Origin of the sequence: Luteimonas sp. MC1828, assembly GCF_016461615.1 — a bacterium.
Taxonomy (GTDB): Bacteria; Pseudomonadota; Gammaproteobacteria; order Xanthomonadales; family Xanthomonadaceae; genus Luteimonas.
In genome coordinates this window covers 1,710,137-1,736,516 of sequence record NZ_JAEMNY010000001.1, presented here as the reverse complement: position 1 = coordinate 1,736,516, position 26,380 = coordinate 1,710,137, and the positions used below count along the sequence as shown (strand labels likewise).

The following is a 26,380-nucleotide window of genomic DNA, read 5'->3' as shown; positions in this document are numbered from 1 at the left end:
GTCCGCGCCTCAGCCGATCACGAACAGCGGCTGGTCGAACTCGACCGGCTGGCCGCTTTCGCCGAGCACGGCGAGCACGGTGCCGCCGACGTCGGCCTCGATCGGGTTGAACATCTTCATCGCCTCGATGATGCCCAGCGTCTCGCCGGCCTTGACCGCCTGGCCGACGGTGACGAAGGCCGGCTTGTCGGGTGCCGGCGACGAATAGAACGTGCCGACCATCGGCGAGCGCACGACGTGGCCGTCAGGCAGCACCGGCCCGGTGGGCTCGGTGGCGGCGGGGCGCCCGCCGGTGGCGGCGTCGACCGGCGACTGCATCGGCATCGGCGGGCCGCGGTGGTAGTCCGCCGGTGCCGGCGCGGACATCGCCGCCGTGCCGCGCGGCACGCGTGCCAGGCGGACGGACTCTTCGCCTTCCTTGATCTCGATCTCGGCGAGGTTGGATTCCTCGAGCAGGTCGATCAGCTTCTTGATTTTTCTCAGGTCCATGCGGGCCTCGTCTGGTGGTGTCCGCGCTGGTGCGCAGGCGATGGGAATGGGGAGTTGCGGAAAGTCAGGGCGCGGTGCCCAGGCGCGGCAGGGCCGCATCCAGGGCAAGCGAATAACTGGTGGCGCCAAAGCCGCAGACCACGCCGACGGCCAGGTCGCTGAAAAAGCTCTGGCGACGGAATGGCTCGCGGGCGTGCGGGTTGGACAGGTGCACCTCGATGAACGGCACGGCGACCGCGGCCAGCGCGTCGCGCAGGGCCACCGAGGTGTGGGTGAATGCGGCCGGATTGATCAGCATGAAGCCGGTGCCGTCGGCGGCAGCCGCCTGGACGCGATCGACCAGCACGTGCTCGGCGTTCGACTGCAGGCTCTCAAATGCGTGGCCCGCGGCCTCCACCCGCGCGCGCAGCGCGGCGTCGATCGACGCCAGCGTGTCGCGGCCGTAGATCTCCGGCTCGCGGCTGCCGAGCAGGTTGAGGTTGGGTCCATGGAGGACGAGGAGCTTGCCCATTCGCTGCTGCGCGGCCCGTGGCCAAAAACGGCGGCCAGTCTGCGCCAAGCGTCGGATCGTGTCCAGATCGCAGAAGTTGCGCCAAATACCGCTGTTTTAAGCGCGCGTTTGAGTGGGCGCCCTCAGGGGGCCGCCCAGCCGCTGATTTCGCCGTGCGAGAACGGCCCGATCCGCTGCTTCAGCAGGCGCCCGTCAGCACCGATCAGCACCGTATACGGCAGTACGCCGCGCGGATTGCCGAGCTGCACGCCCGAATCGCGCGGGCCGGGCGTATCGATCGCGATCGGGTAGCTGACTGGAATGCGCGCCAGGAAGTCTTCCACCGCGGCCTGGTCATCGAGCGCGATGCCGAGGACCTGCACGCCGTTGGCACCCTGTTCGACGGCGAAGCGCTCCAGTTCCGGCATCTCCTCGATGCACGGCCCGCACCAGCTGGCCCACAGGTTCACCAGCAGCGGTCGCCCTGCGGAGTCGCCCGGGACGATGATCGGTGCGCCATCCAGGCCGGGCAGGGTGATCGTCGGGACCGGCTCTCCACGCGTCGCGACCTGCAGGCCGTCCGGCGCGGGCGGCGCGACGGCGGACATCGCGCCCTGCATCGCCCGCTGGCCCAGCTCGGTGCGCAGCAGCGGGCCGGGGCCGTTCACCGCCAGGCCGGCCACGATCCCCAGCACCCCGGCGGCCAGCGCCGCCAGCACCACGGTCCGCGTGCGCATCAGCGCGCCGCCCGTTCGATGGCGGCCACCGCGGTCGCGCGGTCGAGCACGGCCGGCAGCACTTCGCCCGGACCGCCGTCGCGCGGGTACACGACATACAGCGGCACCCCGACCGCGCGGTGCACGGCCAGGAACGCGCTGATCTCCGGATCCACGTTGGTCCAGTCGCCGACCATGTAGGTGGCGCCGGCGCGCTCCAGCGCGTCGCGGAACGCGTCGCTGGTCAGCGTGCCGCGCTCATTGGCCTTGCAGGTCACGCACCAGTCGGCGGTCATGTTCACGAACACCACCCGGCCTTCGTCGCGCAGCGCCTGCAGCCGCGCGGCGGAGTAGGCGACGGTGGCCTCACCGGCCGGCTGCTGCACCCGCTCGGGCGGCGGCAGGCGCGCGACCATCCACACCGGGGCCAGCGCCACCAGCAGCAGCGCGAGCGCCGGCAGGCGCCGCCATCCGCCGCGCATGCGCGCACGCTCGAACCACCACAGGGCGAGCGCCATCAGCGCCACGCCGATCGCCACCAGCGCCATCGCGTCCACACCGCGCTGCTTGCCGAGCACCCACGCAAGCCAGATCGCGGTCAGGTACATCGGGAACGCCAGTACCTGCTTCAGCGTCTCCATCCAGGCGCCGGGCTTGGGCAGCCGGTCCGCCAGCCCCGGCACGAAGCCGACCAGCAGGAACGGCAGCGCGAGTCCCAGGCCCAGCGCCAGGAATACCGCCAGCGCCGCGGGCGTGGGCGCGGCGAACGCGAACGCCAGCGCACCGCCCATGAACGGCGCGATGCACGGGCTGGCCACCACGCAGGCCAGCACGCCGGTAAAGAAGTCCCCGAGCGGACCGCTGCGCGTGGCCAGTCCGCGGCCCAGGTTGGCACTGCCGCCGATGGTGAACACCCCCGACAGGCTCAGTCCCACGGCGGCCATCAGCAGGACCAGCGCAGCCACGAAGCCCGGCTGCTGCAGCTGGAACCCCCAGCCCAGCGCCTGGCCAGCGGCGCGCAGCGCGATCACCAGCAGGCCGATCACCGCAAACGCCGCCAGCACGCCGGCGGTGTACCAGAGCGCGTGGCGGCGCGCGGCGGCGCGGCCGGAGCCGGTCTGCGCCAGCCCCAGCACCTTGAGCGAGAGGATCGGCAGCACGCAGGGCATGACGTTGAGCAGCAGGCCGCCGGCAAGCGCCAGCAGCAGGGCGGCCAGCACGCCGGTGCCCGCCGCGGCCGGCGGCGTGCTGCGCGCGGCGTTGTCGCTGGTGGCGTCCGGGGTTGCCGCAGGCGCGCTGGCGTCGCCGCTCGGGGCCACGCCGCTGCCGGTGCCGGAGCTCGGTAAGCGCGCCGCGCCGCTGTCGCCATCGCCGGCTTCGACATCACCCCCGTCGCCGGCGGCGTTGTCGCGGACGCCCGCGTCGGCCCCAACCGCCGTGGCCGCGTCGCCGGGCGTCGTTGCTGGCGTCGCGGCGGGCGTGACCGTTCCGGCCGGAAGCGCCAGGCGCACGCTGCGCGTCATCGGCGGGTAGCAGATGCCGTCGTTCTGGCATCCCTGGAACGTGGCGGTCAACGTGGCCTGGCGGGCTTCGCCGTGCCTGCGCAGCAGGGGCAGCGGCACGTCGACCTGGTCGAAATAGACCACCACGTCGCCAAAGTGTTCGTCGTGGTGCGACACGCCGCGCGGCCAGCGCGGCGCCGCGGCGGTGATGCCGTCGGCCTCGAGCCGGAAGCTGCTGCGGTCCCGGTACAGGTAGTAGCCGGGCGCCGGGGTGAAGCGCATCAGCACCGTGTTGCCGTCGCCGGCAATCGCTTCGAAACCGAACGCCTGCGCCTCGGGCAGTGGCAGCGCGTCCGCCTTGCCGCCTGCGGCCAGGGCTGGTGCGCCGGGCTGCGGTGCGCCGCCGCCGAGGGCGCGGCCAAGTGCGGCGAAGCCGGCGTCAGGGGCCGCGTTCGAGGGCGCAGCCGGCAGGGCCACGGTCACGATGCGCGTCTGCGGTGGATAGCAGACGCCGAGGTCTGCGCAGCCCTGGTAGCGGACCTTCAGGCGCGTGCTGGCGGCAGCGCCGGCCTGCCCGGTGAGCACCGCCTCGACGCGGCCGCGATACGTCTCGACCTCGCCGAAGAATTCGTCGGTGTGCCGGCGCCCGGCGGGCAGCTGCAGGCCGCGGGCATCCACCGAAAAACCGGCGTCCACGGGCTCGGCGCCCATGCGGTGGCGATACAGGTAATAGCCGTCGGCGATCGTCCAGGCGAGCTCGATGCGCCCCGCGTCGGTCGCCTGGGCGCGCAGCACGAAGGCTTCGTCGACCGGCAGCAGGTCGTCGACGTCGACGGCGGCAACGGCCACGCATGGCAGGAAAAGCAGGGCGAGCGCCAGGCATGCGCGGCGCCAGCTGGCGGCAGACGTGATGGAGGGAGCGTTCAACGGGCGCCGGGTGCGGGGAGGGCAGCCTAGGGTAGCGGAGACATGGCCCGCAGGCAGGCGGCGCGTCGCGATGAGCGGCCCCTGGGACACACAGTTGCGCGGTCCCCGTGCATCGGGCAGGCCGGCGATTGCCGCCGGCATGCCATGCGAGGGCCGGCGACATCGGCCGGCCCTCGCAGGTGGAACCTTGCCTCAGCGGACAGCGCTGCGGATAGCCGGTGCCGATACCTTGACCGGTGCAGCGACAACCTTCGACGGCGTGGCCGTCGTGGAAGGGCGGTACGGCGGACGCAGCTTCGGGTTGCGCGGCGTGTCGCCACCGGGCGTGCCGAGTTCGCAGACCGTCGGCGTGGTGGAGGTGAACAACGCGTTGCTCGCCCACTCCGGATGGTCGATGAACGGGTTGCGGTTGCCCTGGTACGCGGCCACCACTTCGTTGCGCGCGCGCTCGGCGTCATCCGGCGGATCGCCGGCGTGCCAGTCGAGCAGGGTGGACAGCATGCCCATGTAGGCCGGCGACGACGACGTGCCCACGATCAGGCTGCGGTTGTTGGTGAGCTCGAGGTCGGGCTCGGCCTGGCCGTTGGTCGGGTGCACTCCGCCTTCGTAGCGGATCGCCATGTACAGCACCGCGCGTGCCATGTCGCCCTTGCGCGCGCCCCAGGCTTCGAACGAACCCTGGTTGCCGTTCGGTCCCTTGAACCAGTTCGAGTTGCCGGGATACGTGCCGCTGCCGCCGCCACGGCCGTTGTTGGCCTCGGTGACGCGCTCGGTGCAGCCGGACGCCTGCGTGCAGTTGTCGAAGGGCATGTTGCCGCGATTGGAGTTGTAGAGCTCGTCGCTCAGGTAAAGCATGTGCGCATCGGTGTACGGGGCGTTGGGGAAGCCCTTGTTGCCGGTGGTGCTGGGGAAGCCGAGCGAGTTCGGCCAGGTGTGTTCGCGGTTGTACTTGTTGCTGCCGCCGCTGCCGGCGCGGTCGGTGCCCTTGGTGTAGCTGCGGTTGCGGTACACGTCGAGGATCTTGCCGGCGTCGTTCGGATCTTCGTCGGCGATCTCGAGGATCGTCCAGGTGCTGGTGCCGCTGCCGCTGTACGGATAGGCCACGTGGCCGTTGATGGTTTCGTGCAGCGAGCAGCGTAGCTGGCCGGGGCTGGAGGTGTTCACCAGGCCGTAGTAGCCCGCACCGCCGTTGCCGCCGCCGAGCGGGAGCTTCACCTTGAACGCCACGTCGGTGTCGGCTTCAAGCGCAGCGCCGTCGAGGTCGGCGATGTGCGTCGCGTCAACCAGCAGCGAGCACGCCTGGCCAGGCACCAGCGGCTTGGCCGGGGTGAGGGCGAAGGTGGTCGCCTGGGCGACATGGTCGAGGTCGAGGCGCTGGCGGCGCAGGCCGTCGCAGGCCAGCACGAACGCGCCGGGCTGGGCGACCACCGGCTCGCTGAAGGTCACGCTCAGGTCCGCGGCGTACGGGAAGTCGGTGCCGCCGTTGGCCGGGAACGTGGTGGTGACGCGCGGCGCGGCGTTGCCGGCCTCGCCGAAGGACTGGTTGTTGTTGCAGGTGCCGAAGGTCTGCGTGGCAGATTCCGCCCAGCTGAAATCGGCATAGGTGTTGCCGGTGCCGCCAAGCTGCAGCGACGTGCCGACCGGCGCCATGTTGGACTCGAAGACACCGATGTCGGTGCTGGTCAGGCCCGCGGCCGGACCGTTGTTGGCGGTCATCGCGCCTTCGTAGCTCAGGAACTGGACCACGTTGCCCTGCGGGTCGACCAGGGCGATGCCGTCCGGCGAGCCGTTCTGCAGGCCGTCCAGCGGATAGTTGATGGTGGCCAGCCGCACCTGGCCGCCGCACGCGACCACGTTGCCCGCGGGCACCGCGGTGGTGGAATAGCTGGCGTTGTTGCTGCCGTTGTAGAGCACGACCTGGTAGCCGCTGAGGCTTTCGCCCGCGCTGGCGACGATCTCGATCGCCTCGCCCACGTCGGTGCCGGCGTTGTCGTAGTGGATCTCGTTGACGAAGACGTCAGCGTGAGCCGGAAGTGCTGCGAACGCGGCCAGCGCGATCGCGCAGCGGACCGATAGTGTGGAACGACGCATAGGTGACTCCCCTGTGAAAGCGGGCGAGCGTACCCCGCCCATATGACGGTTGCTATAGCAAGCGCACGCAGCTTTCCATTTGCCTGCACGCCGGCGTGACGCCGTCCACGTATCGTGATGACTCCCCCGCATTCACGCCGAATCGATGTTCTCTCCGATCCACAGCTCCAGGGCCCTTGCGGGCCTGGTCGTCGTTCTCCTGGGCCTTGCCGCCGGGCCCGTCGCCGCGCGCGAGGCGGCGGATATCGAGATCGCGCTCGGCGCGTCCAACACCACCGACCGCGAGTTCACGCCGGTTGCATCGGTGGCCTGGCTGCCGGAGCTCATGCAGATGCACAACGCCGTGCTGCGCGCAGATGCAGGCGTTGTCTACGTCGACGGACGCGGCGACGTGGTGGGCCGTGACCTGGGCGACAGCGTGGTGGTGGGCCATGTCGGCCTGCGCTACGAGCGCACCGACAGCGGCCTGACGCTGGGCGCCGGCGTGGGCGGTCAGGCGGGCGAGACCGACGCCCTGTCGGGCGACGTGCAGTTCATCACCACCGGCGGCTGGCGCTGGGAGCGGTTCTCGCTGCTGGTGCGCCACATCTCCAATGCCAGCCTGAACTCGCCCAATGACGGCGAGACCATGCTCGTGGCCGGCTGGCGCTTCTAGCGCACCGGCCGGGCGTTCCGCCCGGCGCACATCCTTGTTCCGCCGGGGCCTTGATCCCGGCCCGCCCCGCCCCATCTTCCGTGCATCCCGGCATTGCCGGGTTTTCGTGGCCCGGGTTTTGGCACTCGGCATGGCCGACTGCTAGAATTCGCGCCCGATACCCCCGTTTCTTCAACCCAATCAATAACTTGTGAGGATTGCCATGAACCTGAAGCCGCTCTACGACCGCGTGGTCGTCAAGCCCATCGAAGCCGACGAAGTCTCCGCCGGCGGCATCCTGATCCCGGACAACGCCAAGGAAAAGCCCACCAAGGGCGAAGTGGTCGCGGTCGGCGAGGGCAAGGCGCTCGACAACGGCACCGTGCGCGCGCCGAAGGTCAAGGTCGGCGACAAGGTCATCTACGGCCAGTACTCCGGCTCCGCCTACAAGCTGGAAGGCGTCGAATACAAGATCGTGCGCGAAGACGACATCCTCGCCGTCCTCGGCTGAGCCCCGCGCCCCACTTCTTCCACCCCTGATCCCAATTCGAGGTAATTCCAATGTCCGCCAAGGAAATCCGTTTCGGTGAGGACGCGCGCGCAAAGATGGTGCGCGGCGTCAACATTCTCGCCAATGCCGTCAAGGCGACCCTCGGCCCGAAGGGCCGCAACGTCGTGCTCGAGAAGAGCTACGGCGCCCCCACGATCACCAAGGACGGCGTGTCCGTCGCCAAGGAGATCGAGCTCGCCGACAAGTTCGAGAACATGGGCGCGCAGATGGTGAAGGAAGTCGCGTCCAAGACCTCCGACAACGCCGGTGACGGCACCACCACCGCGACCGTGCTGGCGCAGGCCCTGATCCGCGAGGGTTCCAAGGCGGTCGCCGCCGGCATGAACCCGATGGACCTCAAGCGCGGCATCGACCAGGCCGTGAAGGCCGCCGTCGCCGAGCTGAAGGCCATGTCCAAGCCCACCGCCGACGACAAGGCGATCGCCCAGGTCGGCACCATCTCCGCCAACTCGGACGAGTCGATCGGCACGATCATCGCCGACGCGATGAAGAAGGTCGGCAAGGAAGGCGTGATCACCGTTGAAGAAGGCTCGGGCCTCGACAACGAACTCGACGTCGTCGAGGGCATGCAGTTCGACCGCGGCTACCTGTCGCCGTACTTCATCAACAACCAGCAGTCGATGTCGGCGGACCTGGATGACCCGTTCATCCTGCTGCACGACAAGAAGATCTCCAACGTCCGTGACCTGCTCCCGGTCCTGGAAGGCGTCGCCAAGTCGGGCAAGCCGCTGCTGATCGTCGCCGAGGAAGTCGAAGGCGAGGCCCTGGCCACGCTGGTCGTCAACACCATCCGCGGCATCGTCAAGGTCGTGGCCGTCAAGGCGCCGGGCTTCGGTGATCGTCGCAAGGCGATGCTGGAAGACATGGCCATCCTGACCGGCGGCACCGTGATCTCCGAGGAAGTCGGCCTCTCGCTCGAGAAGGCGACCATCAAGGACCTCGGCCGCGCGAAGAAGATCCAGGTCTCCAAGGAAAACACCACGATCATCGACGGCGCGGGCGAGAGCTCGGGCATCGAAGGCCGCATCAAGCAGATCAAGGCGCAGATCGAGGACACGTCCTCCGACTACGACAAGGAAAAGCTGCAGGAGCGCGTTGCCAAGCTCGCCGGCGGCGTGGCGGTGATCAAGGTCGGTGCCTCGACCGAGATCGAGATGAAGGAAAAGAAGGCCCGCGTCGAAGACGCCCTGCACGCCACGCGCGCTGCGGTGGAAGAAGGCGTGGTCCCGGGCGGCGGCGTTGCGCTGGTGCGCGCGCTGCAGGCCATCGGCCAGCTCAAGGGTGCCAACGAAGACCAGAACCACGGCATCGTGATCGCCCTGCGCGCCATGGAAGCCCCGCTGCGCGAGATCGTCACCAACTGCGGTGAAGAGCCGAGCGTCGTGCTGAACAAGGTCAAGGACGGCAGCGGCAACTACGGCTACAACGCCCAGACCGGCGAGTACGGCGACATGATCGCGTTCGGCATCCTGGACCCGACCAAGGTCACCCGTTCGGCACTGCAGAACGCGGCCTCGATCGCCGGCCTGATGATCACCACCGAAGCGATGGTGGCCGAGCTTCCGAAGAAGGACGAGCCGGCCATGCAGGGCGGCGGCGACATGGGCGGCATGGGCGGCATGGGCTTCTAAGCCAGTCTCCAGTTGTCACACCGCACCACGAAGAACCCCGCCGCGAGGCGGGGTTTTTCTTTGCCCGGGTCAGGGGAGCGCCAGGCAGTGCGCTTCGCTGGGGCGCGCCAGGCAACGCGCCAACGGCTCCGCCGCAGCATGTGCCGCGAGGCCGGATTCCAGGGTGGCCAGGACTTCATGCTGCCCCTGCCGGTGGGCCAGCAACAGCGACAGCATCCACGGCCGCATCCAGTAGCGGTCGCCGGTCTCGGGAGGTCTCGTGCCGCGCATTTCCGCGGCAAGCTTCGCCGCCTCCGCCAGCTCGCCCCGCGCCAGGTGCAGCTCCGCGTGTGCCTGGGTGTGCATCATCTGCGGCGGCTCACCGTCTGCCATTGGACACCCGGCAAGCGTCCGCGCCGCGCCGCCGAGGTCGCCCAGCCGGAGCTGGACGCTCGCGCGTACTCCGCAGCTGCCGTATCCGGTCGCTGACGCCCGGTAATCGTGCTGGCCAAGGATCTGCCAACTGCGCTCCAGGTCGACAAGGGCGGCACCGTGGTCACCCAGCGCGGATCGCACGTAGCCGCTGTAGCGGAAGCAGGCCTCGACGTGCAGGTCGCTGCGTTCGAGGGCCGTGTTGATCTCGTTGGCGATCGCGTAGTGCTCGAGTGCCTCGGCGTGACGTCCGCGCCACTGCAGGAAGGCGGCCAGCTGGCAATGCACGGATGATCTGGTCGAGTGCGGCCTGGTGTAGATGCGGTCGGCGATGGCGGCGGCTTCGAACGCGATCTGCTCGGCACGGGCATGGTCGCCTGCCCGGCTGAAGCTGGGCACCTGGTTGGCAAGTGCGCTGGCGTGCCAGCCGCTGTCGGTGCCGTCGAGCAATCGCGACAGCCGGATTTCCTCCTCCGCCAGCGCGACGATCCGCGCGGTGTCGTCCGGATCCGTTGCATTCACCGCAGTGCCCAGCCCGCCGAGCGCGGTGAGGTGCAGCTCGGTGTCTTGCAGTCCGTGCTGCAGCAGGGCCTCCAGCACCTCCTCGAACATCACCTTGGCGGCGTGGGGGTCGCTGCTGAACAGGCCCATGGCGAGCGTGGTCTTCGCCTCGAGGAGCGGCCGGGGATCATTTGCGCCCGCAAGTGCCAGCTCCGCGAACGCCACGCCCGCGCGCGCGTGCGCGAGCGCGGCATCGACTTCGCCGCGATCGCGCATCAGACGGCTGAGATCGCTCTCGACGCGGGCGCGTTCCGCGTGCGCGTCGGGGGCGTGGACCGCGAACAGGTCGCGGGCCTGCTCCAGGTCGGTGCGTGCTTCATCGACGTGGTCCAGCTCCAGTCGCGCCCTGCCCGTGAGCATCAGGATGTCCGCCGCGGCGAGCGGATCATCCGCAAGGACCTCAGAGCGCGCGCGTTGCGCGCCTTCGCCCAGAAGTTCCAGCGCATCCGGTACGCGGCCGTTGGCCGGCTCGGTCGACGCGAACACGCGCTGCAGGAAATCGCGGACGAGGATCGCGCGCTGCGCCTGCACCCGCGCGTTCGCCGCTTCGTTCCTTGCCACGCTGGCCTGCCACAGGGTGGCCCCGATGCCGCCCGCCAGACTGGCCGCCAGCAACACGCCAGCCGCCACCCCAAGCGCATTGCGCGCCACGAACTTCCGAACCCGGTAGCCAAGGCCCGGCGCCTGCGCCAGCACCGGCATGCCGTCCAGCCAGCGGCGCAGGTCGTCGGCGAAGGATTCGGCGGATGGATAGCGTGCGCCCGGCTGCTCGGCCAGCGCCTTGAGCAGGACGCGGTCGAGGTCGTTCTTCAGCGGCACGTAGTGGCGGTGGCAGGCGTCGCGGCTGTCGCGCACCAGCTGCGAGGGACGCGTGGTGGTTCCGGCGCCGGTGGCGGCCTGCGGCGTGCGCCCGGTGAGCAGGCGGTGCAGCAGGGCGCCCAGGCCGTAGACGTCGATCGCGGTGCTCGGCGGCGCGCCGTCCATCTGCTCCGGGGCGGCGTAGCCGGGTGTCATCGCCCGCCACATGGTCTGCGTGGCCTCGTCGGTGGAGTCGGTGAACTGGCCGATGCCGAAGTCGAGCAGGCGTACGTGGCCGCCAGCTTCGACCAGGACGTTGGATGGTTTCAGGTCGCGGTGGATCACCAGGTTGCGGTGGGCGTAGGCCACGGCGTCGCAGACCTGCAGGTAGAGCCGCACGGTCGCGCGCGCATCGGGCGAATGCGCTTCGCACCAGCGGTCGATGCGCTCGCCCTCGACCAGCGGCATCGCCAGCCAGCAGGTGCCGTCGGCGGCGCTGCCGGAGTCGGTGAGCGGGGTGATGTTGGGGTGGTTGAGGCGCGCGAGGATGGCGGCTTCGCGCTGGAAACGCTCGCGCCCGGTGGCGCCCAGCGCGGCCAGCGTCAGGATCTTGATCGCCGCGTGCTGGCGCGCCATGCCGTCGTCGCGCGAGGCGCGGTAGACCACGGCCATGCCGCCGCGGCCGAGTTCGGACTCCAGGGTCCAGCTGCCCAGCCTGCAGCCCGCCAGGTCGCCGCGCAGCGGGTCGAGCGCGGCGCGCGGGCGCACGTGTGCGTTGGTCAGCTGTTCCAGGCGATGGGCGACGGCCGGGTCGGGCCGTTGCGCGGCGAGCCAGGCCGCGCGTTCGCCTTCGGGCAGGTCCAGCCACTGGTCGAAGAGGGCGTCGGCGGCGCGCCAGTCGTCGAGGTCACGCGGGTCGATCGGCATGGTCGTCGTCGAGGAAGGCCTGCAGGAAGGCCCGCGCGCGCTCCCATTCGCGCTGCGCGGTGCGCTCGGAGATGCCGAGCAGGGTGGCGACTTCGGCGAATTCCAGGCCTCCGAAGTAGCGAAGTTCGACCACCTGGCGGCGTTGCGTGCTGATCGCGTCCAGCGCCTCCAGGCCTTCGTGCAGGGCGAGGATGGCGGTGTCGGCGACCGGAGCTGCCGGGAACTGATCGTCCAGCTCGACGTGGGCCAGGCCGCTGCCACGCTTCTGCGCGGATCCGCTGCGGGCGTTCTCCACCATGATCCAGCGCAGCGCCTGCGCCGCGGCGGCGAAGAAGTGCCGGCGATCGGCGAGGCGCAGGTTGTTGCTGCCGGTGACACGCAGGAACAGCTCGTGGACCAGGACAGTGGGGCTGAGGGTGGCGTCGTGGCCGCGCAGCCGCGAGCGCGCCATGCGCCTGAGCTCGGGGTACAGCGCTTCGAACACCGCACCCAGGCGCTCGGGCTCGCCATTGCGCGCGTCGGCAAGCAGTTGAGTGATATCCGTTTCGACCACGCCGGCCTCCCCGCCTGGGCGCAAGCCCGCACCGTAGCAGCCACTCCGGGGGGTCGCCAGCCGTCATCCGGTCTTGCCGGCGGGATGCCACAATCGCGCCACCCGAATTTTGCTGGATTCCGATGGCCGGTGCTTCGCTGCTCCTCCTGCTCGACGACATCGCCGCCATCCTCGACGACGTCTCCATCCTCACCAAGGTGGCCGCCAAGAAGACGGCCGGCGTGCTCGGCGACGACCTCGCGCTGAACGCGCAGCAGGTGGCCGGGGTGCGCGCGCACCGCGAACTGCCGGTGGTGTTCGCTGTGTTCAAGGGGTCGATGCTCAACAAGGCGATCCTGGTGCCGGCGGCGCTGGCGATCAGCCTGTGGCTGCCGTGGCTGGTCACCCCGCTGATGATGATCGGCGGCGCCTACCTCTGTTACGAGGGCGTGGAAAAGCTGGCCCACAAGTTCCTGCACAAGGAGGACGCGCCGCCGCCGCGCAACGATCCGCAGCGGCGCGCCGAGGCGGTGCTGGCGAAAGCGGCCGCCGCGCCGAACGAGGCGGACGTGCTCGCCAGCGAAAAGCAGAAGATCCGCGGTGCGATCCGCACCGACTTCATCCTCTCCGCCGAGATCATCGTGCTGTCGCTGGGCGTGGTGGCGGGTCAGCCGCTGCCGCAGCAGGTGACGGTGCTGGTGGTGATCGCGCTGGCCATGACCTTCGGCGTCTACGGCCTGGTCGCGGGCATTGTGAAGCTCGACGACGTCGGCCTGTGGCTGACCAAGAAGCCCGGGAAGGTCGCATGCATGGTCGGGCGCGGCCTGCTGTACGCCACGCCCTGGCTGATGAAGACGCTGTCGGTGCTCGGCACCGCGGCAATGTTCCTGGTCGGTGGCGGCATCCTGGTGCACTCGATTCCCGTGCTGCACCACGCGGTCGAGGCCCTCGGGCCGGACGGCTGGCTGGGTGCGATCGTCAGCGCGCTGTGCAATGCGCTGGTCGGCATCGCCGCCGGCGCGCTGGTGCTGGGCGTGGTGACGCTGTTCGGAAAGCTGCGCGGCAAGGCGCCGGAGCCGGCGCACTGAAGCTATAGTCGGCACCCGCACCACATCCCGCATCCGATGCCCGATCCGCACAACGCGCCGCGCCGCATCACTGTCGGCCTTGCCGCCGGTGGTACCGGAGGCCACCTCTTCCCGGCCGAGGCGCTTGCGCGCGAACTGCTGCGCCGTGGCCACGATGTCGTCATCTATACCGAGCGCCGTGGCGCCCAGTTCACGCGCGCGCTCGACGGCCTGCCGCACGTGGTGCTGCCGGCGCGCAGCCTGGCCGGTGGTGCAGGCGGCAAGCTGGCGGCGGCGGCAGTGATCGCGCGTGCCACCCTGGTCGCGCGCGCCGACATGAAGCGCCGCGGCGTGCGCCTGCTCGCTGGTTTCGGTGGCTATCCGAGTTTCGCGCCGGCGCTGGCCGCGCGCAGCCTGGGCCTGCCGTTGCTGCTGCACGAGCAGGGCACGCGGCTGAGCATGGCCAATCGCCAGCTGCTGCGCTTCGCCACGCGCGTGGCGACCTCGTTCCCGGCCATCGCCGGCATCGACGCCGGGCGCGTGGTGGAAACCGGCAATCCGGTGCGCGCGGAGATCCTTGCCGCCGCCGGCGCACCGTATCCGTCGCTGGATGCCGGGGCGCCGCTGCGCCTGCTGGTCGTTGGCGGCAGCCAGGGCGCCGCGGTGTTCGGGCGCGTGGTGCCGGCGGCCCTGCTGGCGCTGCCCGAAACGCTGCGCCGACGCCTCCAGGTAGCGCTGCAGTACCGCGGCGACGATGCGGCCACCTTGGCCGCAGACCTGCAGGCAGCCGGCATCGACGCCGAGGTGCGGCCGTTCTTCGACGACATGGCGGCGCGGCTGCGCGATGCGCACCTCGTGCTCACCCGCGCCGGCGCCACCACCATCGCCGACCTGCTGGTGGTCGGGCGCCCGGCGATCTTCGTGCCGATCCCGCAGGGCGGTTCGCGCGAGGAGCAGCGCGGCAATGCCGATGCGCTGGAGCGGCTGGGGGCCGGATGGAGCATGCCGGAACCGGACATGTTCACGGCAGAGACCCTGTCCGCGCGCCTCATGCAGTTGTTCGCGGATGCCGCGACGCTGCCGCGCGCTGCCGCAGCGGCGGCGGCATTGGGCCGGCCCGATGCTGCCGCGCGCCTGGCGGATGTGGTCGAGGCGCTGCTGCGGTCGCCCGCCGACAGCGCGATCCGTCGCACGCAGGCGGGGGGCTGATCACGGTGGCCGCCGACACGCAGGATGTGCTGATCGTCGGCGGCGGCCATAACGGCCTGGTCTGTGCCGCCTACCTCGCGGGTGCCGGCCTCAAGGTCCGCGTGCTGGAGCGCCGCGGCATCGTCGGCGGCGCCGCGGTCACCGAGGAGTTCCATCCCGGCTTCCGCAACTCGGTGGCCAGCTACACCGTCAGCCTGTTGAACCCGCGCGTGATCGCCGACCTGCGCCTGGCGGCGCACGGCCTGCGCGTGGTCGAGCGGCCGTACTCCAACTTCCTGCCGCTGCCCGATGGCCGCGCGTTCCGTCTCGGCGGCGAGCACGGCACGGCCGAAGTGGCGAAGTGGTCGGCGCGCGATGCGCAGCGGCTGCCTGGGTACTACGCCATGCTCGACCGCGTGGTGGTCGTGCTGCGCCAGCTGATGCTGGAAACGCCCCCCAATGTGTCCGACGGCTTCGTGCTGGCCGACTGGCTGGCATCGCTGACCGTGGCGCGGCGCCTGAAATCGCTGGACATGCGCGGCCGCCGCGACCTGCTCGACCTGTTCACCAAGTCGGCGGGCGAGCTGCTCGACGCCTGGTTCGAATCGGAACCGCTGAAGGCGGCTCTGGGCTGGGACTCGGTGGTCGGCAACTTCGCCAGCCCCTACACGCCCGGCAGCGCCTACGTGCTGCTGCACCATGTGTTCGGCGAGGTGAATGGCAAGCAGGGTGCCTGGGGCCATGCGATCGGCGGCATGGGCGCGATCAGCGACGCGATCGCGGCCGAGTGCGCGGCGCGCGGCGTGGTGGTCGATACCGACGCCGAGGTCGCCGAGGTACTGGTGGAGCAGGGCCGCGCGGTCGGCGTGGCGCTGGCCGACGGCCGCACGCTGCGCGCGCGCGTGGTCGCCAGCAGCCTCAACCCCAAGCTGCTGTACACCCGGCTGATCGCGCGCGAACACCTCGACGACGACACCGCCGAACGCATCGCCCGCTACCGCTGCGGGTCGGGCACGTTCCGGATGAACGTGGCGCTGTCGGAGCTGCCGGACTTCAGCGCCGCGCCCGGCACCGCGCTGCAGCCGCATCACCAGAGCGGAATCCTGATCGGCCCCTCGCTGCGCTATTTCGAGCAGGCCTGGTTCGACGCCCGCTCGAAGGAGCACAACGCCGGCTGGGCGCGCGAACCGATCGTCGAGCTGGTGATTTCCTCGACGCTCGATGCCAGCCTCGCGCCGCCGGGAGCGCACGTCGCCAGCCTGTTCTGCCAGCACGTGAACCCGGAGGTCGACGGGGGCTGGGACGCGCACCGCGACACCGTGGCGCGGCTGATGATCGACACCGTCGATGCGCAGGCGCCGAACTTCCGCGCCAGCGTGCTCGGCTACGAGGCGCTGACGCCGCTGGACCTCGAGCGCCGCTTCGGCCTGGTGGGCGGCGACATCTTCCACGGCAGCCTGGGGCTCGACCAGCTGTTCGCGGCGCGGCCACTGCTCGGCCAGGGCAACTACCGTGGCGCGTTGGTGGGGCTGTACCTGTGCGGTTCCGGTACGCATCCCGGGGGCGGCGTGACCGGCTTGCCGGGGCGCAATGCCGCGCGCGAGATCGCCCGCGACCTGGGGCGTCGCATCCCCGGTTGAAGCTTCCCGGGCATTCAATTCATGAACTGCCCGGTTTCATTTTGCAGCGCAGCGTGCAAGTTGCATAACGCTTCCTTCACGATCGACCTGCACCCGACGTGGGGGAGGGAGCAAAGCCCGAAGCGGTTCGCCGCTTCGGGCTTTTTTATGTTTCCGCTCCTTGCGCGCGGGCGCCGGGTACCAATGCCCTTGAGGGCTCATGTCCCCCGGCCACCACAGGGCGCCAGAGGGTCTGGCGTTTGTACCGCCCGCGCCGATGCCACAATCCCCGCGTGAACCTGGTCTCCGACATGCTTCCTGACGTGCGCCTTGGCGACCATGTCGACCGCCTGCTGGCGCGCCTCCCGGAGGAACTCGGCACGCGGGGCGGCGATGCGCTGCGCCGCGTGGCGATCGCCAGCGACTTTGCGGCCGAGGTGTTCGCAAGGCAGCCCGAGGTGCTGGCGCGGCTGATCGACGCGCAGGATGCGCCCGCCCTGCCGCTGCCAGCCCTGGTCGCAGGCGCCCAGGCTGAATGGCCGGCGCTGCTGCGCCGGTATCGGACCGCGGAGTCTGCGCGGCTGGTGTGGCGCGACGTGCTCGGGCTGGATTCGGTGGGCGACACCCTGGCGGCGACCACGCGCCTGGCGGAGGACTGCCTGCAACTGGGGTTGGCGGCGCTGGAAGAGCAGTTCGAGCAGCGCCACGGACGGGTGCGCGACGCCGACGGCCGCGTGGTGCGGCTGGTGGTGTACGCGCTCGGCAAGCTCGGCGGGGGCGAACTCAACTTCAGCTCCGATGTCGATCTTGTCTACGCCTACGCGGCGGGCGGCGAGAGCGACGGCGCGCGCCCGCTGGCGGCCGAGGACTACTTCGCACGCCTGGGCCAGGCGTTGGCGCGGCTGCTCGACGAGCCCACCGCCGACGGCTTCTGCCATCGCGTCGACCTGCGCCTGCGCCCGTTCGGCAACGCCGGGCGCATCGCACTGAGCTTCGCGGCGATGGAGCTGTACTTCCAGCGCGAAGGCCGTGACTGGGAGCGCTATGCCTGGCAGAAGGCGCGCCCGGTCGCGGGCGACATCGCCGCCGGCGAGGCGTTCCTGGCCACGCTGCGGCCGTTCGTCTACCGGCGTTATCTCGATTACGGTGCGCTGGAAGGCCTGCGCGACATGAAGCAGGCGATCGCCGCCGAAGTGGCGCGCAAGGACCTGGCCGACGACATCAAGCGCGGGCCGGGCGGCATCCGCGAGATCGAATTCCTGGTGCAGGCGCTGCAGCTGATCCGCGGCGGCCACGAGCCGGCGCTGCGCGGCCGCCGCCTGCTGCCGATGCTCGAGGCGCTGTGCGCGTCGCGGCAGGTCGCCCCGCAGGCGGCCGCCGACCTTGCCGCCGCCTACCTGTTCCTGCGCCGGGTGGAGAACCGCCTGCAGATGCTGCGCGATGCGCAGACGCACGTCCTGCCCGATGACGGCTTCGACCGCCTGCGCGTCGCGCGCGGGCTTGGCCATGACGGCTGGCCGGCGCTTGCCGCGGAGCTCGAGGCGCATCGCGCGCGCGTCGCGGCGGAGTTCGACGCGCTGCTCGCGCAGCGCCGCGCGCAGCCTGGTGTCGACAGCGACATCGCGGGCTACTGGCGCGCGCTGCCCGATGCCGGCACGGCCGATGTGCTCGCCGCCGCCGGCTATGGCGATGCCGCCGAAGTCGACGCGGCGCTGCGCGATTTCGCACGTTCCCCGAGCGTGCGCGACCTGTCCGATGCCGCGCGCGCACGCCTCGACCGGGTCATGCCGCTGCTGCTGCAGGCCAGCGCGCCCGCCGACCGCCCGCTGCAGGCGGTACGCCGCCTGTTGGCGCTGCTGCACAACATCCTGCGACGTCCCAGCTACCTGGCGCTGCTCGACGAACAGCCGGTGGCGCTCGCACGCCTCAACGGCCTGGTGGCGCGCAGCGCGTTCCTCGCCGAGCGCGTCGCTGCGCACCCGTTGCTGCTCGACGAGCTGCTGGACGCACGCGTGGAAGGCCCGTTGCCCGGGCGCGCGCAGCTCGACGCCGCCTGCCGCGTGGCGCTGCAGCGCGACGACATCGAGGCGGCGCTGTTCGCGCTCAACGAAACCCGCCAGGCGCTCAGCTTCCGCATCGCGCTGGCCACGCTCGATGACCGCCAGCCGGCGCCGGACAGCACCCGCCAGCTGTCCTGGCTCGCCGATGCGGTCGTGGCGGTGGTGATCGCGCTGGCGCGACGCGAGATGCAGGCTGCGCACGGCGACATCGCCGGCGCGCGGTTCGCGGCGATCGGCTACGGCAGCATGGGCGGCGAGGAGCTCGGCATCGGCTCCGACCTCGACCTGGTGTTCCTGTACGAGGCGCCGGCCGATGCCCATTCCGACGGCGCACGCAGCGTGGACGCCGGGCGCTGGTTCGCGCGCCTGGCGCAGAAGGTCGTGGCGCTGCTCGGCACCAGTACCGGTGCGGGCCGCCTGTACGAGGTCGATGTGCGCCTGCGCCCGGATGGCGCCAGCGGCCTGCTGGTCTCGTCGCTGGCCAGCTACGGCGAGTACCAGCGCACCCGCGCCTGGACGTGGGAGCACCAGGCGCTGGTGCGCGCGCGCTGCGTGTCCGGCGATGTCGACCTGTGCGCGGCGTTCGAGCATGTGCGCACTGCGGCGCTGGCGCAGCCGCGCGATCCCGCGGTGCTGTTCACCGATGTCGCCGCGATGCGCGCGCGCATGCGCGGCGAGCTCGATCGCGGCAGCGCCGCCCGTTTCGACCTCAAGCAGGGCGGAGGCGGGCTGGTGGACCTGGAGTTCCTGCTGCAGGCGCTGGTGCTGCGCGAAGCTGCCGCGCGTCCGGCGCTGCTGGTGCCGCGCGCCACGCCGGAGCTGATCGCGGCGTGTCGTAGCGAAGGCCTGCTGGATGATGCGACCGCCGCGCAGCTGACCGATGCGCACGCCACGCTCGTGGCGATGGGGCTGGCATGTACGCTGGACCGCCGCGCGCGGCTGGTGGACGACAGCCCCGAGCTGCAGGCTGCGCGCGATGCGATCCGCGCCGCCACGCGTGCCGCCGGGCTCGCGTTCGGCTAGGCCGCCGCGTCGATGCTGATCCCGGCCAGCCGCTGCAGCGCTTCGGCGTACTTGTCGCGGGTGCGTGCGATGACGTCCGCCGGCAGCGACGGCCCCGGCGCGGTCTTGTCCCAGCCCTGCGCCTCCAGCCAGTCGCGCACGAACTGCTTGTCGTAGCTCGGCGGGCTGGTGCCGACTTCGTAGGCATCCGCCGGCCAGTAGCGCGACGAGTCCGGCGTGAGCATCTCGTCCATCACGTACAGGCGGCCGTCGGCGTCGGTGCCGAATTCGAACTTGGTGTCGGCGAGGATGATCCCGCGCCCGGCGGCATGCTCCGCGGCGAAGGCGTACAGCCGCAGCGTGGCGTCGCGCACCTGCTCGGCAAGCTCGGCGCCCACCTTGTGCACCATCGTGTCGAAGTCGATGTTCTCGTCGTGGTCGCCGGCGGCGGCCTTGGTGGACGGGGTGAAGATCGGCTGTGGCAGGCGTTCGGCCTGGCGCAGGCCATCGGGCAGGGTGATGCCGCTGATGCGGCCGGTGCGACGGTAGTCGTTCCAGCCGCTGCCGATCAGGTAGCCGCGGGCGATGGCCTCCACCGGCACCGGCTTCAGGCGCCGCGTCACCACCGAGCGCTGCAGGTAGGGCGCGGGATCCACGCCGGCCGGCAGCACGCTGGCCACGTCGATGCCGGTGAGGTGGTTGCGCATCAGGTGTTCGGTCTTGTCGAACCAGAAGTTCGACACCTGGCAGAGCATCTCGCCCTTGCCGGGGATCGGGTCGGGCAGGACCACGTCGAATGCGCTCAGGCGATCGCTGGCCACGATCAGCAGCAGCGGGCCGAACGCCTCCGGGCCCGAGCCGGGAGGCAGCTCGTATACATCGCGGACCTTGCCGCGGTGGAGCAGGTTGAGGCCGGGGAGGCGGGCTTCGAGCAGGGTCGTTGCCATCGTGTCGGGTCGCAGCCGTCGGGCGGGCATTGTAGCGATGACGGCGTCGCGGTGCCGGGGGACGGTAGAATCACGCGCATGACACGCTGGTACGGAAAACTCCTGGGCTTCATCGCCGGCTGGCTGCTGCTGCGCCACCCGGCCGGCGGGCTGATCGGCCTGCTGATCGGCCACGCCTTCGACAGCGACTGGTTCCGGCGCCCGACCGACAACGCCTATGGCGTGCTGGGCCTGGGCCCGGATGCCAGCGATGCCGACGTCGACCGCGCCTACCGGCGGCTGATCGCGCAGTACCACCCCGACCGCCTCGGCGGCGCCGCCGAGGAGCTGCGCGAGCAGGCCGAGCGCCGCGCACGCGAGATCAACGGCGCCTACGACCGCATCCGCGCGCTGCGCAAATCGCGCTGACCGCGGGACGGCCGCCGCACCGCATCCTTCCCCCTGTCCGGATACGCCATGCAACCGACCGTCATCGCCCCATCGATCCTTTCGGCGGACTTCGCCCGCCTCGGCGAGGAGGTCGACAACGTGCTCGCCGCCGGCGCGGACTGGGTGCACTTCGACGTGATGGACAACCATTACGTGCCCAACCTCACCATCGGCCCGCTGGTGTGTTCGGCGCTGCGCAAGCATGGCGTCACCGCGCCGATCGACGTGCACCTGATGGTGTCGCCGGTGGACCGCATCGTCGGCGACTTCGCCGAGGCAGGCGCCACGCTGATCAGCTTCCACCCGGAGGCGAGCTCGCACGTGCACCGCACCGTCCAGCTGATCCGCGCCGCCGGCTGCAAGCCGGGCCTGGTGCTCAACCCGGCCACGCCGATCGAAGTGCTCGACTACGTGCTGGACGAGCTCGACCTGGTGCTGCTGATGTCGGTCAATCCGGGATTTGGCGGCCAGGCCTTCATTCCGTCCGCGCTCGACAAGCTGCGCGCGGTGCGCAAGCGCATCGATGCCAGCGGCCGTGACATCCGCCTCGAGATCGACGGCGGCGTGAAGCCGGACAACATCGGCGCCATCGCCGCCGCCGGTGCCGACACCTTCGTGGCCGGCTCGGCGATCTTCAGCCAGCCGGATTACGCCGAGGTCATCGCGCGCATGCGCGCGCACGCCGCCGCGGGGACCTGATGGTCGCGCCGTGCTGGAGGCTGGTGCTCAACGGCAAGTCGGCCGGCGACGACGCGCTGCGCGATGCGGTGGCCGCGATCCGCGACCGCGGCGTTGCGCTCGACGTGCGGGTGACATGGGAGGCAGGTGATGCGGAGCGCCATGTGTCCGAAGCCATCAGCGACGGCGTGGCGACGATCATCGCGGCCGGTGGCGACGGCACGCTGAGCGAAGTCGCGGCGGCGCTTGCGAACCGCGACGACGCAGCCGACGCGCTGCCGTCGGTCGCCCTGGTGCCGATGGGCACCGCCAACGACTTCGCGAGCGCGGCCGGCATTCCCGACACGCCGTTCGACGCAATGGCGCTGGTGCTGGAGCAGCCGCCTGCGGTCGTCGACCTGTTGCGCATCAGCGCGGACGGCGAGGTGCACTGGGCGGCGAACATGGCCAGCGGCGGATTCGGCACCGACGTCACCGTGGAGACCAGCGAGGGCATGAAGAAGCTGCTCGGTGGCCTGGCGTACGTGGTCACGGGCATGGCCAGGCTGGGCCGGATCGAGCCGGTCACCGCGCGCTTCAACGGCCCGGATTTCGAATGGCACGGTGACTTCATCGCGCTCGGCATCGGCAATGGTCCGCAGGCCGGTGGCGGGCAGGCGCTGTGCCCCGACGCGCTGGTCGACGATGGCCTGCTCGAACTGACGATCGTGCCCACGCTCGAAGGCGAAGTGGGCGCGACGATGGCCACGCTGCTGGCCGACGGCAAGCATGCCGCGCTTGATCGCGTCGCGGTGCGCACGCGCCTGCCTTGGGTGGACGTGGCATCGGACGCGCCGCTCACGCTCAACCTGGATGGCGAGCCCGTCACGGCCACGCGCTTCCGCATCGAATGCGTCGCCGGGCGCCTGCGCATGCACCTGCCGGCCGGCTGCGCCCTGCTCTCCGCGAACGGCACGGGCACGCCATGACCCCCGAAGAATTCCAGCGCCACGCCGACGCCGGCCACACCCGCATCCCGGTGCTGCGCGAGGTGCTGTCGGACCTGGACACGCCGCTGTCGGTGTACCTGAAGCTGTCCGATGGCCCCAACACCTATCTGTTCGAGTCGGTGGAAGGCGGCGAGCGCTTTGGCCGCTACTCGATCATCGGCCTGCCGGCGACGCGCGTGTACGCCTTCCACGGCCACGTGCTCAGCGTGCGCGAGCACGGCGAGGTGGGGGAGACGCGTGAGGTCGCCGATCCCTTCGCCGAGGTCGAACGCCTGCGCGCCGCGCACTCTGTGCCGCGCATCGCCGGGCTACCGGGGTTCACTGGTGGCCTGGTGGGCTGGTTCGGCTTCGAGTGCATCGGCTATGTCGAGCAGCGCCTCGATGGTGCCGACAAACCGGACGAGCTCGGCACGCCCGACATCCTGCTGATGGAGTCGGACGAACTCGCGGTGTTCGACAACCTCAAGGGCCGCCTGTACCTGGTGGTGCACGCCGACCCGCGCGAGCCGCAGGCGCTGGCACGCGCCAACCGTCGACTCGATGCGCTGGTGCATCGCCTGCGCAGCGGCGGCGCGGCGTACCCCGAGATGCTGCAGCCGGCGGCGCTCGACGAAGCGGACTTCGTGTCCGGGTTCACCCGCGACGGCTTCATCGATGCGGTGAAGCGCTGCCAGGAGTACATCGCCGCGGGCGACGTGTTCCAGGTGGTGCTGTCGCAGCGGCTGTCGGTGCCTTTCCACGCGCGCCCGGTGGATGTCTACCGCGCGCTGCGTGCGTTGAACCCGTCGCCGTACATGTACTTCCTCGACGTCGGTGGCACCCAGGTGGTGGGCAGCTCGCCGGAGATCCTCGTGCGCCAGCAGGGCGACCTGGTCACCGTGCGCCCGATCGCCGGCACCCGCCCGCGCGGCGCCACGCCGGAAGAGGACGCCGCGCTCGAGGCCGAACTGCTGGCGGACCCCAAGGAGCGCGCCGAGCACCTGATGCTGATCGACCTCGGCCGCAACGATGTCGGCCAGGTCGCGCGCCCGGGCACGGTGGAGATGGGCGAGCGTTTCGTGATCGAGCGCTACAGCCATGTCATGCACATCGTCAGCGAGGTCACCGGGCGCCTGCGCGAAGGACTGTCGTATACCGACGTGCTGCGCGCCACGTTTCCCGCCGGCACGGTGAGCGGCGCGCCCAAGATCCGCGCGCTGGAGATCATCCGCGAGCTCGAGCCGGTCAAGCGCAACGTGTACGCGGGCAGCATCGGCTACATCGGCTGGCACGGTGATGCCGACACCGCGATCGCCATCCGCACCGCGGTGATCCAGGACGGCCGCCTGCACGTGCAGGCCGGCGCCGGCATCGTCTACGACTCCGACCCGGTGAAGGAGTGGGAGGAGACGATGAACAAGGGGCGCGCGCTGTTCCGCGCGGTGGCGCAGGCGGCGGGCGGGCTGTAGCCGGCGCGAACGCGCGGTTTGGGTGAAAATGATCGATCCGCCGGCACGGATGCAGCCATGCTGCTGATGATCGACAACTACGACAGCTTCACCTTCAACCTCGTGCAGTACCTGCAGGTGCTCGGCGCCGAGGTGCGCGTGGAGCGCAACGATGCGCTCACCGTGGATGACATCGCACGCATGGCGCCGGAGCACATCGTGCTGTCGCCGGGGCCGTGCACGCCGAACGAAGCCGGCATCTGCCTGGCGGTGATCGAGCAGCTCGGCCCCCGCATCCCGATCCTCGGCGTGTGCCTGGGCCACCAGGCCATCGGCCAGGCCTATGGCGGGCGCGTGGTGCGCGCCAAGCGGATCATGCACGGCAAGACTTCGCCGATCCGCCACACCGGAGCCGGCGTTTTCAGCGGCCTGCCGGATGGCTACGAGGCCACCCGCTATCATTCACTGGTGGTCGAGCAGGGCAGTCTCCCGGACTGCCTGGAAGTCACCGCCTGGACCGACGACGCCGACGGCGGCCGCGAGGAAATCATGGGCCTGCGCCACCGTGAGCATCCGGTGCAGGGCGTGCAGTTCCATCCGGAGTCCATCCTCAGCCAGCACGGCCATGCGCTGTTGCGCAACTTCCTCGAACAGGTTTGAAGCACGCGATGTCCATCACCCCCCACGAAGCCCTGCAGCGCACCATCGAACACCGCGAGATCTTCGAGGACGAGATGGTCGACCTCATGCGCCAGGTGATGCGTGGCGAAGTGTCGCCGCTGATGACCGCGGCGATCATCGTCGGCCTGCGGGTGAAGAAGGAAACGGTGGGCGAGATCACCGGCGCGGCGCGTGCGATGCGCGAGCTGGCGCTGCAGGTGGACGTGGCCGACCGCCGCCACCTGGTCGACATCGTCGGCACAGGCGGCGACGGCGCCAACACCTTCAACATCTCCACCGCGTCGAGCTTCGTGATCGCGGCGGCCGGCGGCAAGGTCGCCAAGCACGGCGGGCGCAGCGTGTCGTCCACCTCGGGCAGCGCCGATGCGTTCGAGGCGCTGGGTGCCACCATCGAGCTGCCGCCGGCGGGCGTGGCGGAGTCGATCGCGCGCACCGGCATCGGCTTCATGTATGCGCCGGCCTACCACCCTGCAATGAAAGTGGTGGCGCCGGTGCGCCGCGAGATGGGCGTGCGCACGCTGTTCAACATCCTCGGGCCGCTGACCAATCCGGCCGGCGCGCCGAACATCCTGATGGGCGTGTTCCATCCCGATCTTGTCGGCATCCAGGTGCGCGTGCTGCAGGAGCTGGGCGCCGAACGCGCGCTGGTGGTCTGGGGGCGCGACGGCATGGACGAGATCTCGCTCGGTGCCGGCACGCTGGTCGGCGAGCTGCGCGACGGCCAGGTGCGCGAGTACGAGATCCATCCCGAAGACTTCGGCATCGCCATGGCCGCCAGCCGCAACCTGCGGGTCGATGGCGCGGCGGCGTCGCGTGACATGGTGCTGGACGCGATCGGCAACGCCGACGGGCTGCCCGGCCACATCGTGGCGCTGAACGCCGGCGCGGCGCTGTATGTCTCCGGCGTGGCCGCATCGATCGCCGAGGGCGTGGTGCTGGCGCGCGCCACCATCGCCTCGGGCGCGGCGCTGGCCAAGCTGCGCGAATTCGTGGCGGCGACTGCCGCCATCGCGGCCGACGCGGCCTGAGGCCGGCGCGCGCGGGGCCTGCCTGGCCGGACGCGTGCTATTTTCCAGCCTCCGTGGCATCCGCGTGATGCCATCCATTGAATTTCGCCGTTGCGCTGGGAGCGCGCGGCCGGGAGTGTTTGCTGCATGTGTCCGAGCAAGGTCGCCGACGGCGAAGAGCGTGGCTGGATCGTTCCCATCGGCGGGGCCGAGGACAAGGAAACCGGGCGCAGGATCCTCAAGCGCTTCGTGGAGCTGTGCGGCGGCCGCGATGCCGACATCGCCATCATCCCCACCGCCAGCCGCCTGGCCGAAACCGGACCGCGCTACGAGGATCTGTTCAACAGGCTCGAGGCCGGGCGCGCGCGTTCGGTGCCGTTCGCGTCCCGCGAAGACGGTGGCCGCGATGCCTACCTGCGCCAGCTGGAGGAGGCCACCGGGGTGTTCATCACCGGCGGCAACCAGCTCCGCCTGTCGACCATCCTCGGCGGCACCGCGGCCGCACGCATGATCCGCGAACGCAACGCCAGCGGCGTGCACGTCGGCGGCACCAGCGCCGGCGCCAGCATCCTCAGCGAGCACATGATCGCGTTCGGCAAGGAAGGTTCGTCGCCGCGCGCCAGCAGCGTGCGGCTCGCGCCCGGGCTGGGGCTGACCAACCGCTTCATCATCGACCAGCATTTCCGCGAACGCGACCGGCTTGGCCGGCTGGTGGCGGCGCAGGCCTACAACCCGTTCGCGATCGGCATCGGCCTGGACGAGGACACCGCCGCCTTCATCGCCCCCGACAACACGCTCGAGGTCGAGGGCAGCGGCTCGATCACGGTGGTCGACGCCAGTGGCCTGCAGTTCTCGTCGATGGCCGAAGCTGGCCAGGACGATCCGGTGTGCCTGCTCGGGCTCACCGTCCACATCCTGGTGGCGGGCGCCACCTACAACCTGCATACGCGCCGCGCGTCGCCCGGTACATTGGCCGACACACACGATTGATCCAAACGCCACCATG

22 protein-coding genes are annotated in these 26,380 nt (G+C 70.6%); 14 read left to right on the top strand and 8 right to left on the bottom strand.

The features are described 5' to 3' along the window. Positions 1 to 9: 9 nt before the first annotated feature. From accB to JHB91_RS07935, 5 genes are all read right to left on the bottom strand, one after another. Positions 10 to 489 (bottom strand): acetyl-CoA carboxylase biotin carboxyl carrier protein, encoded by a 480-nt coding sequence (accB, locus tag JHB91_RS07955; protein WP_199472334.1) that lies wholly within the window; start codon positions 487 to 489, stop codon positions 10 to 12. A 64-nt stretch (positions 490 to 553) separates the two neighbouring features. Beyond that, the gene (gene aroQ / locus JHB91_RS07950) at positions 554 to 1,000 is read right to left on the bottom strand and encodes a type II 3-dehydroquinate dehydratase (protein WP_199472333.1); all 447 of its coding nucleotides are present in this window, start codon (positions 998 to 1,000) and stop codon (positions 554 to 556) included. Positions 1,001 to 1,122: 122 nt separating this feature from the next. Then, positions 1,123 to 1,716 (bottom strand): TlpA disulfide reductase family protein, encoded by a 594-nt coding sequence (locus JHB91_RS07945; protein WP_199472332.1) that lies wholly within the window; start codon positions 1,714 to 1,716, stop codon positions 1,123 to 1,125. Beyond that, on the bottom strand, positions 1,716 to 4,076 hold the full coding sequence (locus tag JHB91_RS07940) for a protein-disulfide reductase DsbD (protein WP_233398661.1): 2,361 nt from the start codon (positions 4,074 to 4,076) through the stop codon (positions 1,716 to 1,718). Before JHB91_RS07940 ends, JHB91_RS07945 begins: the two co-directional genes overlap by 1 nt. Before the next feature lie 240 nt (positions 4,077 to 4,316). Next, complete coding sequence (locus JHB91_RS07935) at positions 4,317 to 6,215, bottom strand: endonuclease (RefSeq protein ID WP_199472330.1); 1,899 nt, start codon at positions 6,213 to 6,215, stop codon at positions 4,317 to 4,319. 145 nt (positions 6,216 to 6,360) lie between these two features. Between JHB91_RS07935 and JHB91_RS07930 the strand changes: the two genes are divergently transcribed. The 3 genes from JHB91_RS07930 to groL all read left to right on the top strand — a co-directional run bounded on the left by JHB91_RS07930 (position 6,361) and on the right by groL (position 9,051). Beyond that, positions 6,361 to 6,870: an acyloxyacyl hydrolase gene (locus tag JHB91_RS07930; protein WP_199472329.1), complete on the top strand. Its 510-nt coding sequence runs from the start codon at positions 6,361 to 6,363 to the stop codon at positions 6,868 to 6,870. Positions 6,871 to 7,072: 202 nt separating this feature from the next. After that, on the top strand, positions 7,073 to 7,360 hold the full coding sequence (locus JHB91_RS07925) for a co-chaperone GroES (RefSeq protein WP_199374883.1): 288 nt from the start codon (positions 7,073 to 7,075) through the stop codon (positions 7,358 to 7,360). Positions 7,361 to 7,410: 50 nt separating this feature from the next. Then, entirely contained in the window at positions 7,411 to 9,051 is a 1,641-nt protein-coding gene (groL, locus tag JHB91_RS07920) for a chaperonin GroEL (RefSeq protein ID WP_199374884.1), read from the top strand. Positions 9,052 to 9,120: 69 nt separating this feature from the next. Here groL and JHB91_RS07915 read toward each other — a convergent pair whose 3' ends face one another. Together JHB91_RS07915 and JHB91_RS07910 are read right to left on the bottom strand one after the other, a co-directional pair. After that, positions 9,121 to 11,748 carry a serine/threonine-protein kinase gene (locus tag JHB91_RS07915; RefSeq protein ID WP_199472328.1) on the bottom strand — a complete coding sequence of 876 codons (2,628 nt, stop codon included), beginning with the start codon at positions 11,746 to 11,748 and terminating at the stop codon, positions 9,121 to 9,123. Continuing rightward, positions 11,729 to 12,301 carry an ECF-type sigma factor gene (locus JHB91_RS07910; RefSeq protein WP_199374886.1) on the bottom strand — a complete coding sequence of 191 codons (573 nt, stop codon included), beginning with the start codon at positions 12,299 to 12,301 and terminating at the stop codon, positions 11,729 to 11,731. The genes JHB91_RS07915 and JHB91_RS07910 overlap by 20 nt, the downstream gene beginning before the upstream one ends. A gap of 122 nt (positions 12,302 to 12,423) precedes the next feature. Between JHB91_RS07910 and JHB91_RS07905 the strand changes: the two genes are divergently transcribed. The 4 genes from JHB91_RS07905 (at position 12,424) to glnE (ending at position 19,237) form a co-directional block, all read left to right on the top strand. Further along, positions 12,424 to 13,368 (top strand): DUF808 domain-containing protein, encoded by a 945-nt coding sequence (locus tag JHB91_RS07905; RefSeq protein ID WP_199472327.1) that lies wholly within the window; start codon positions 12,424 to 12,426, stop codon positions 13,366 to 13,368. 36 nt (positions 13,369 to 13,404) lie between these two features. Continuing rightward, the gene (locus tag JHB91_RS07900; RefSeq protein ID WP_199472326.1) at positions 13,405 to 14,556 is read left to right on the top strand and encodes a UDP-N-acetylglucosamine--N-acetylmuramyl-(pentapeptide) pyrophosphoryl-undecaprenol N-acetylglucosamine transferase; all 1,152 of its coding nucleotides are present in this window, start codon (positions 13,405 to 13,407) and stop codon (positions 14,554 to 14,556) included. Next, on the top strand, positions 14,556 to 16,175 hold the full coding sequence (locus tag JHB91_RS07895; protein WP_199472691.1) for an NAD(P)/FAD-dependent oxidoreductase: 1,620 nt from the start codon (positions 14,556 to 14,558) through the stop codon (positions 16,173 to 16,175). Before JHB91_RS07900 ends, JHB91_RS07895 begins: the two co-directional genes overlap by 1 nt. 290 nt (positions 16,176 to 16,465) lie before the next feature. Beyond that, entirely contained in the window at positions 16,466 to 19,237 is a 2,772-nt protein-coding gene (gene glnE / locus JHB91_RS07890; RefSeq protein ID WP_199472690.1) for a bifunctional [glutamate--ammonia ligase]-adenylyl-L-tyrosine phosphorylase/[glutamate--ammonia-ligase] adenylyltransferase, read from the top strand. Here the strand turns inward: glnE and JHB91_RS07885 are convergent. Then, positions 19,234 to 20,163, bottom strand: coding sequence for a phosphoribosylaminoimidazolesuccinocarboxamide synthase (locus JHB91_RS07885; protein ID WP_199472325.1), 930 nt, complete (start codon positions 20,161 to 20,163; stop codon positions 19,234 to 19,236). The two genes, glnE and JHB91_RS07885, sit on opposite strands and share 4 nt — an antisense overlap. Before the next feature lie 78 nt (positions 20,164 to 20,241). On the opposite strand from JHB91_RS07885, the gene JHB91_RS07880 reads away from it, so the two are divergent. From JHB91_RS07880 to JHB91_RS07850, 7 genes are all read left to right on the top strand, one after another. Beyond that, a complete protein-coding gene (locus JHB91_RS07880; RefSeq protein ID WP_199374890.1) occupies positions 20,242 to 20,571 on the top strand; it encodes a DnaJ domain-containing protein in 330 nt (109 codons plus the stop codon). A gap of 48 nt (positions 20,572 to 20,619) precedes the next feature. After that, positions 20,620 to 21,291 carry a ribulose-phosphate 3-epimerase gene (rpe, locus tag JHB91_RS07875; RefSeq protein ID WP_199374891.1) on the top strand — a complete coding sequence of 224 codons (672 nt, stop codon included), beginning with the start codon at positions 20,620 to 20,622 and terminating at the stop codon, positions 21,289 to 21,291. Next, complete coding sequence (gene yegS, locus JHB91_RS07870; RefSeq protein WP_199472324.1) at positions 21,291 to 22,238, top strand: lipid kinase YegS; 948 nt, start codon at positions 21,291 to 21,293, stop codon at positions 22,236 to 22,238. Before rpe ends, yegS begins: the two co-directional genes overlap by 1 nt. Then, a complete protein-coding gene (gene trpE, locus JHB91_RS07865; protein ID WP_199472323.1) occupies positions 22,235 to 23,707 on the top strand; it encodes an anthranilate synthase component I in 1,473 nt (490 codons plus the stop codon). Before yegS ends, trpE begins: the two co-directional genes overlap by 4 nt. A gap of 57 nt (positions 23,708 to 23,764) precedes the next feature. Next, positions 23,765 to 24,346 (top strand): aminodeoxychorismate/anthranilate synthase component II, encoded by a 582-nt coding sequence (locus JHB91_RS07860; protein ID WP_199374894.1) that lies wholly within the window; start codon positions 23,765 to 23,767, stop codon positions 24,344 to 24,346. 8 nt (positions 24,347 to 24,354) lie between these two features. After that, complete coding sequence (gene trpD, locus JHB91_RS07855; RefSeq protein ID WP_199472322.1) at positions 24,355 to 25,395, top strand: anthranilate phosphoribosyltransferase; 1,041 nt, start codon at positions 24,355 to 24,357, stop codon at positions 25,393 to 25,395. Positions 25,396 to 25,521: 126 nt separating this feature from the next. Continuing rightward, entirely contained in the window at positions 25,522 to 26,364 is an 843-nt protein-coding gene (locus JHB91_RS07850) for a cyanophycinase (RefSeq protein ID WP_199374896.1), read from the top strand. Positions 26,365 to 26,380 lie beyond the last annotated feature (16 nt).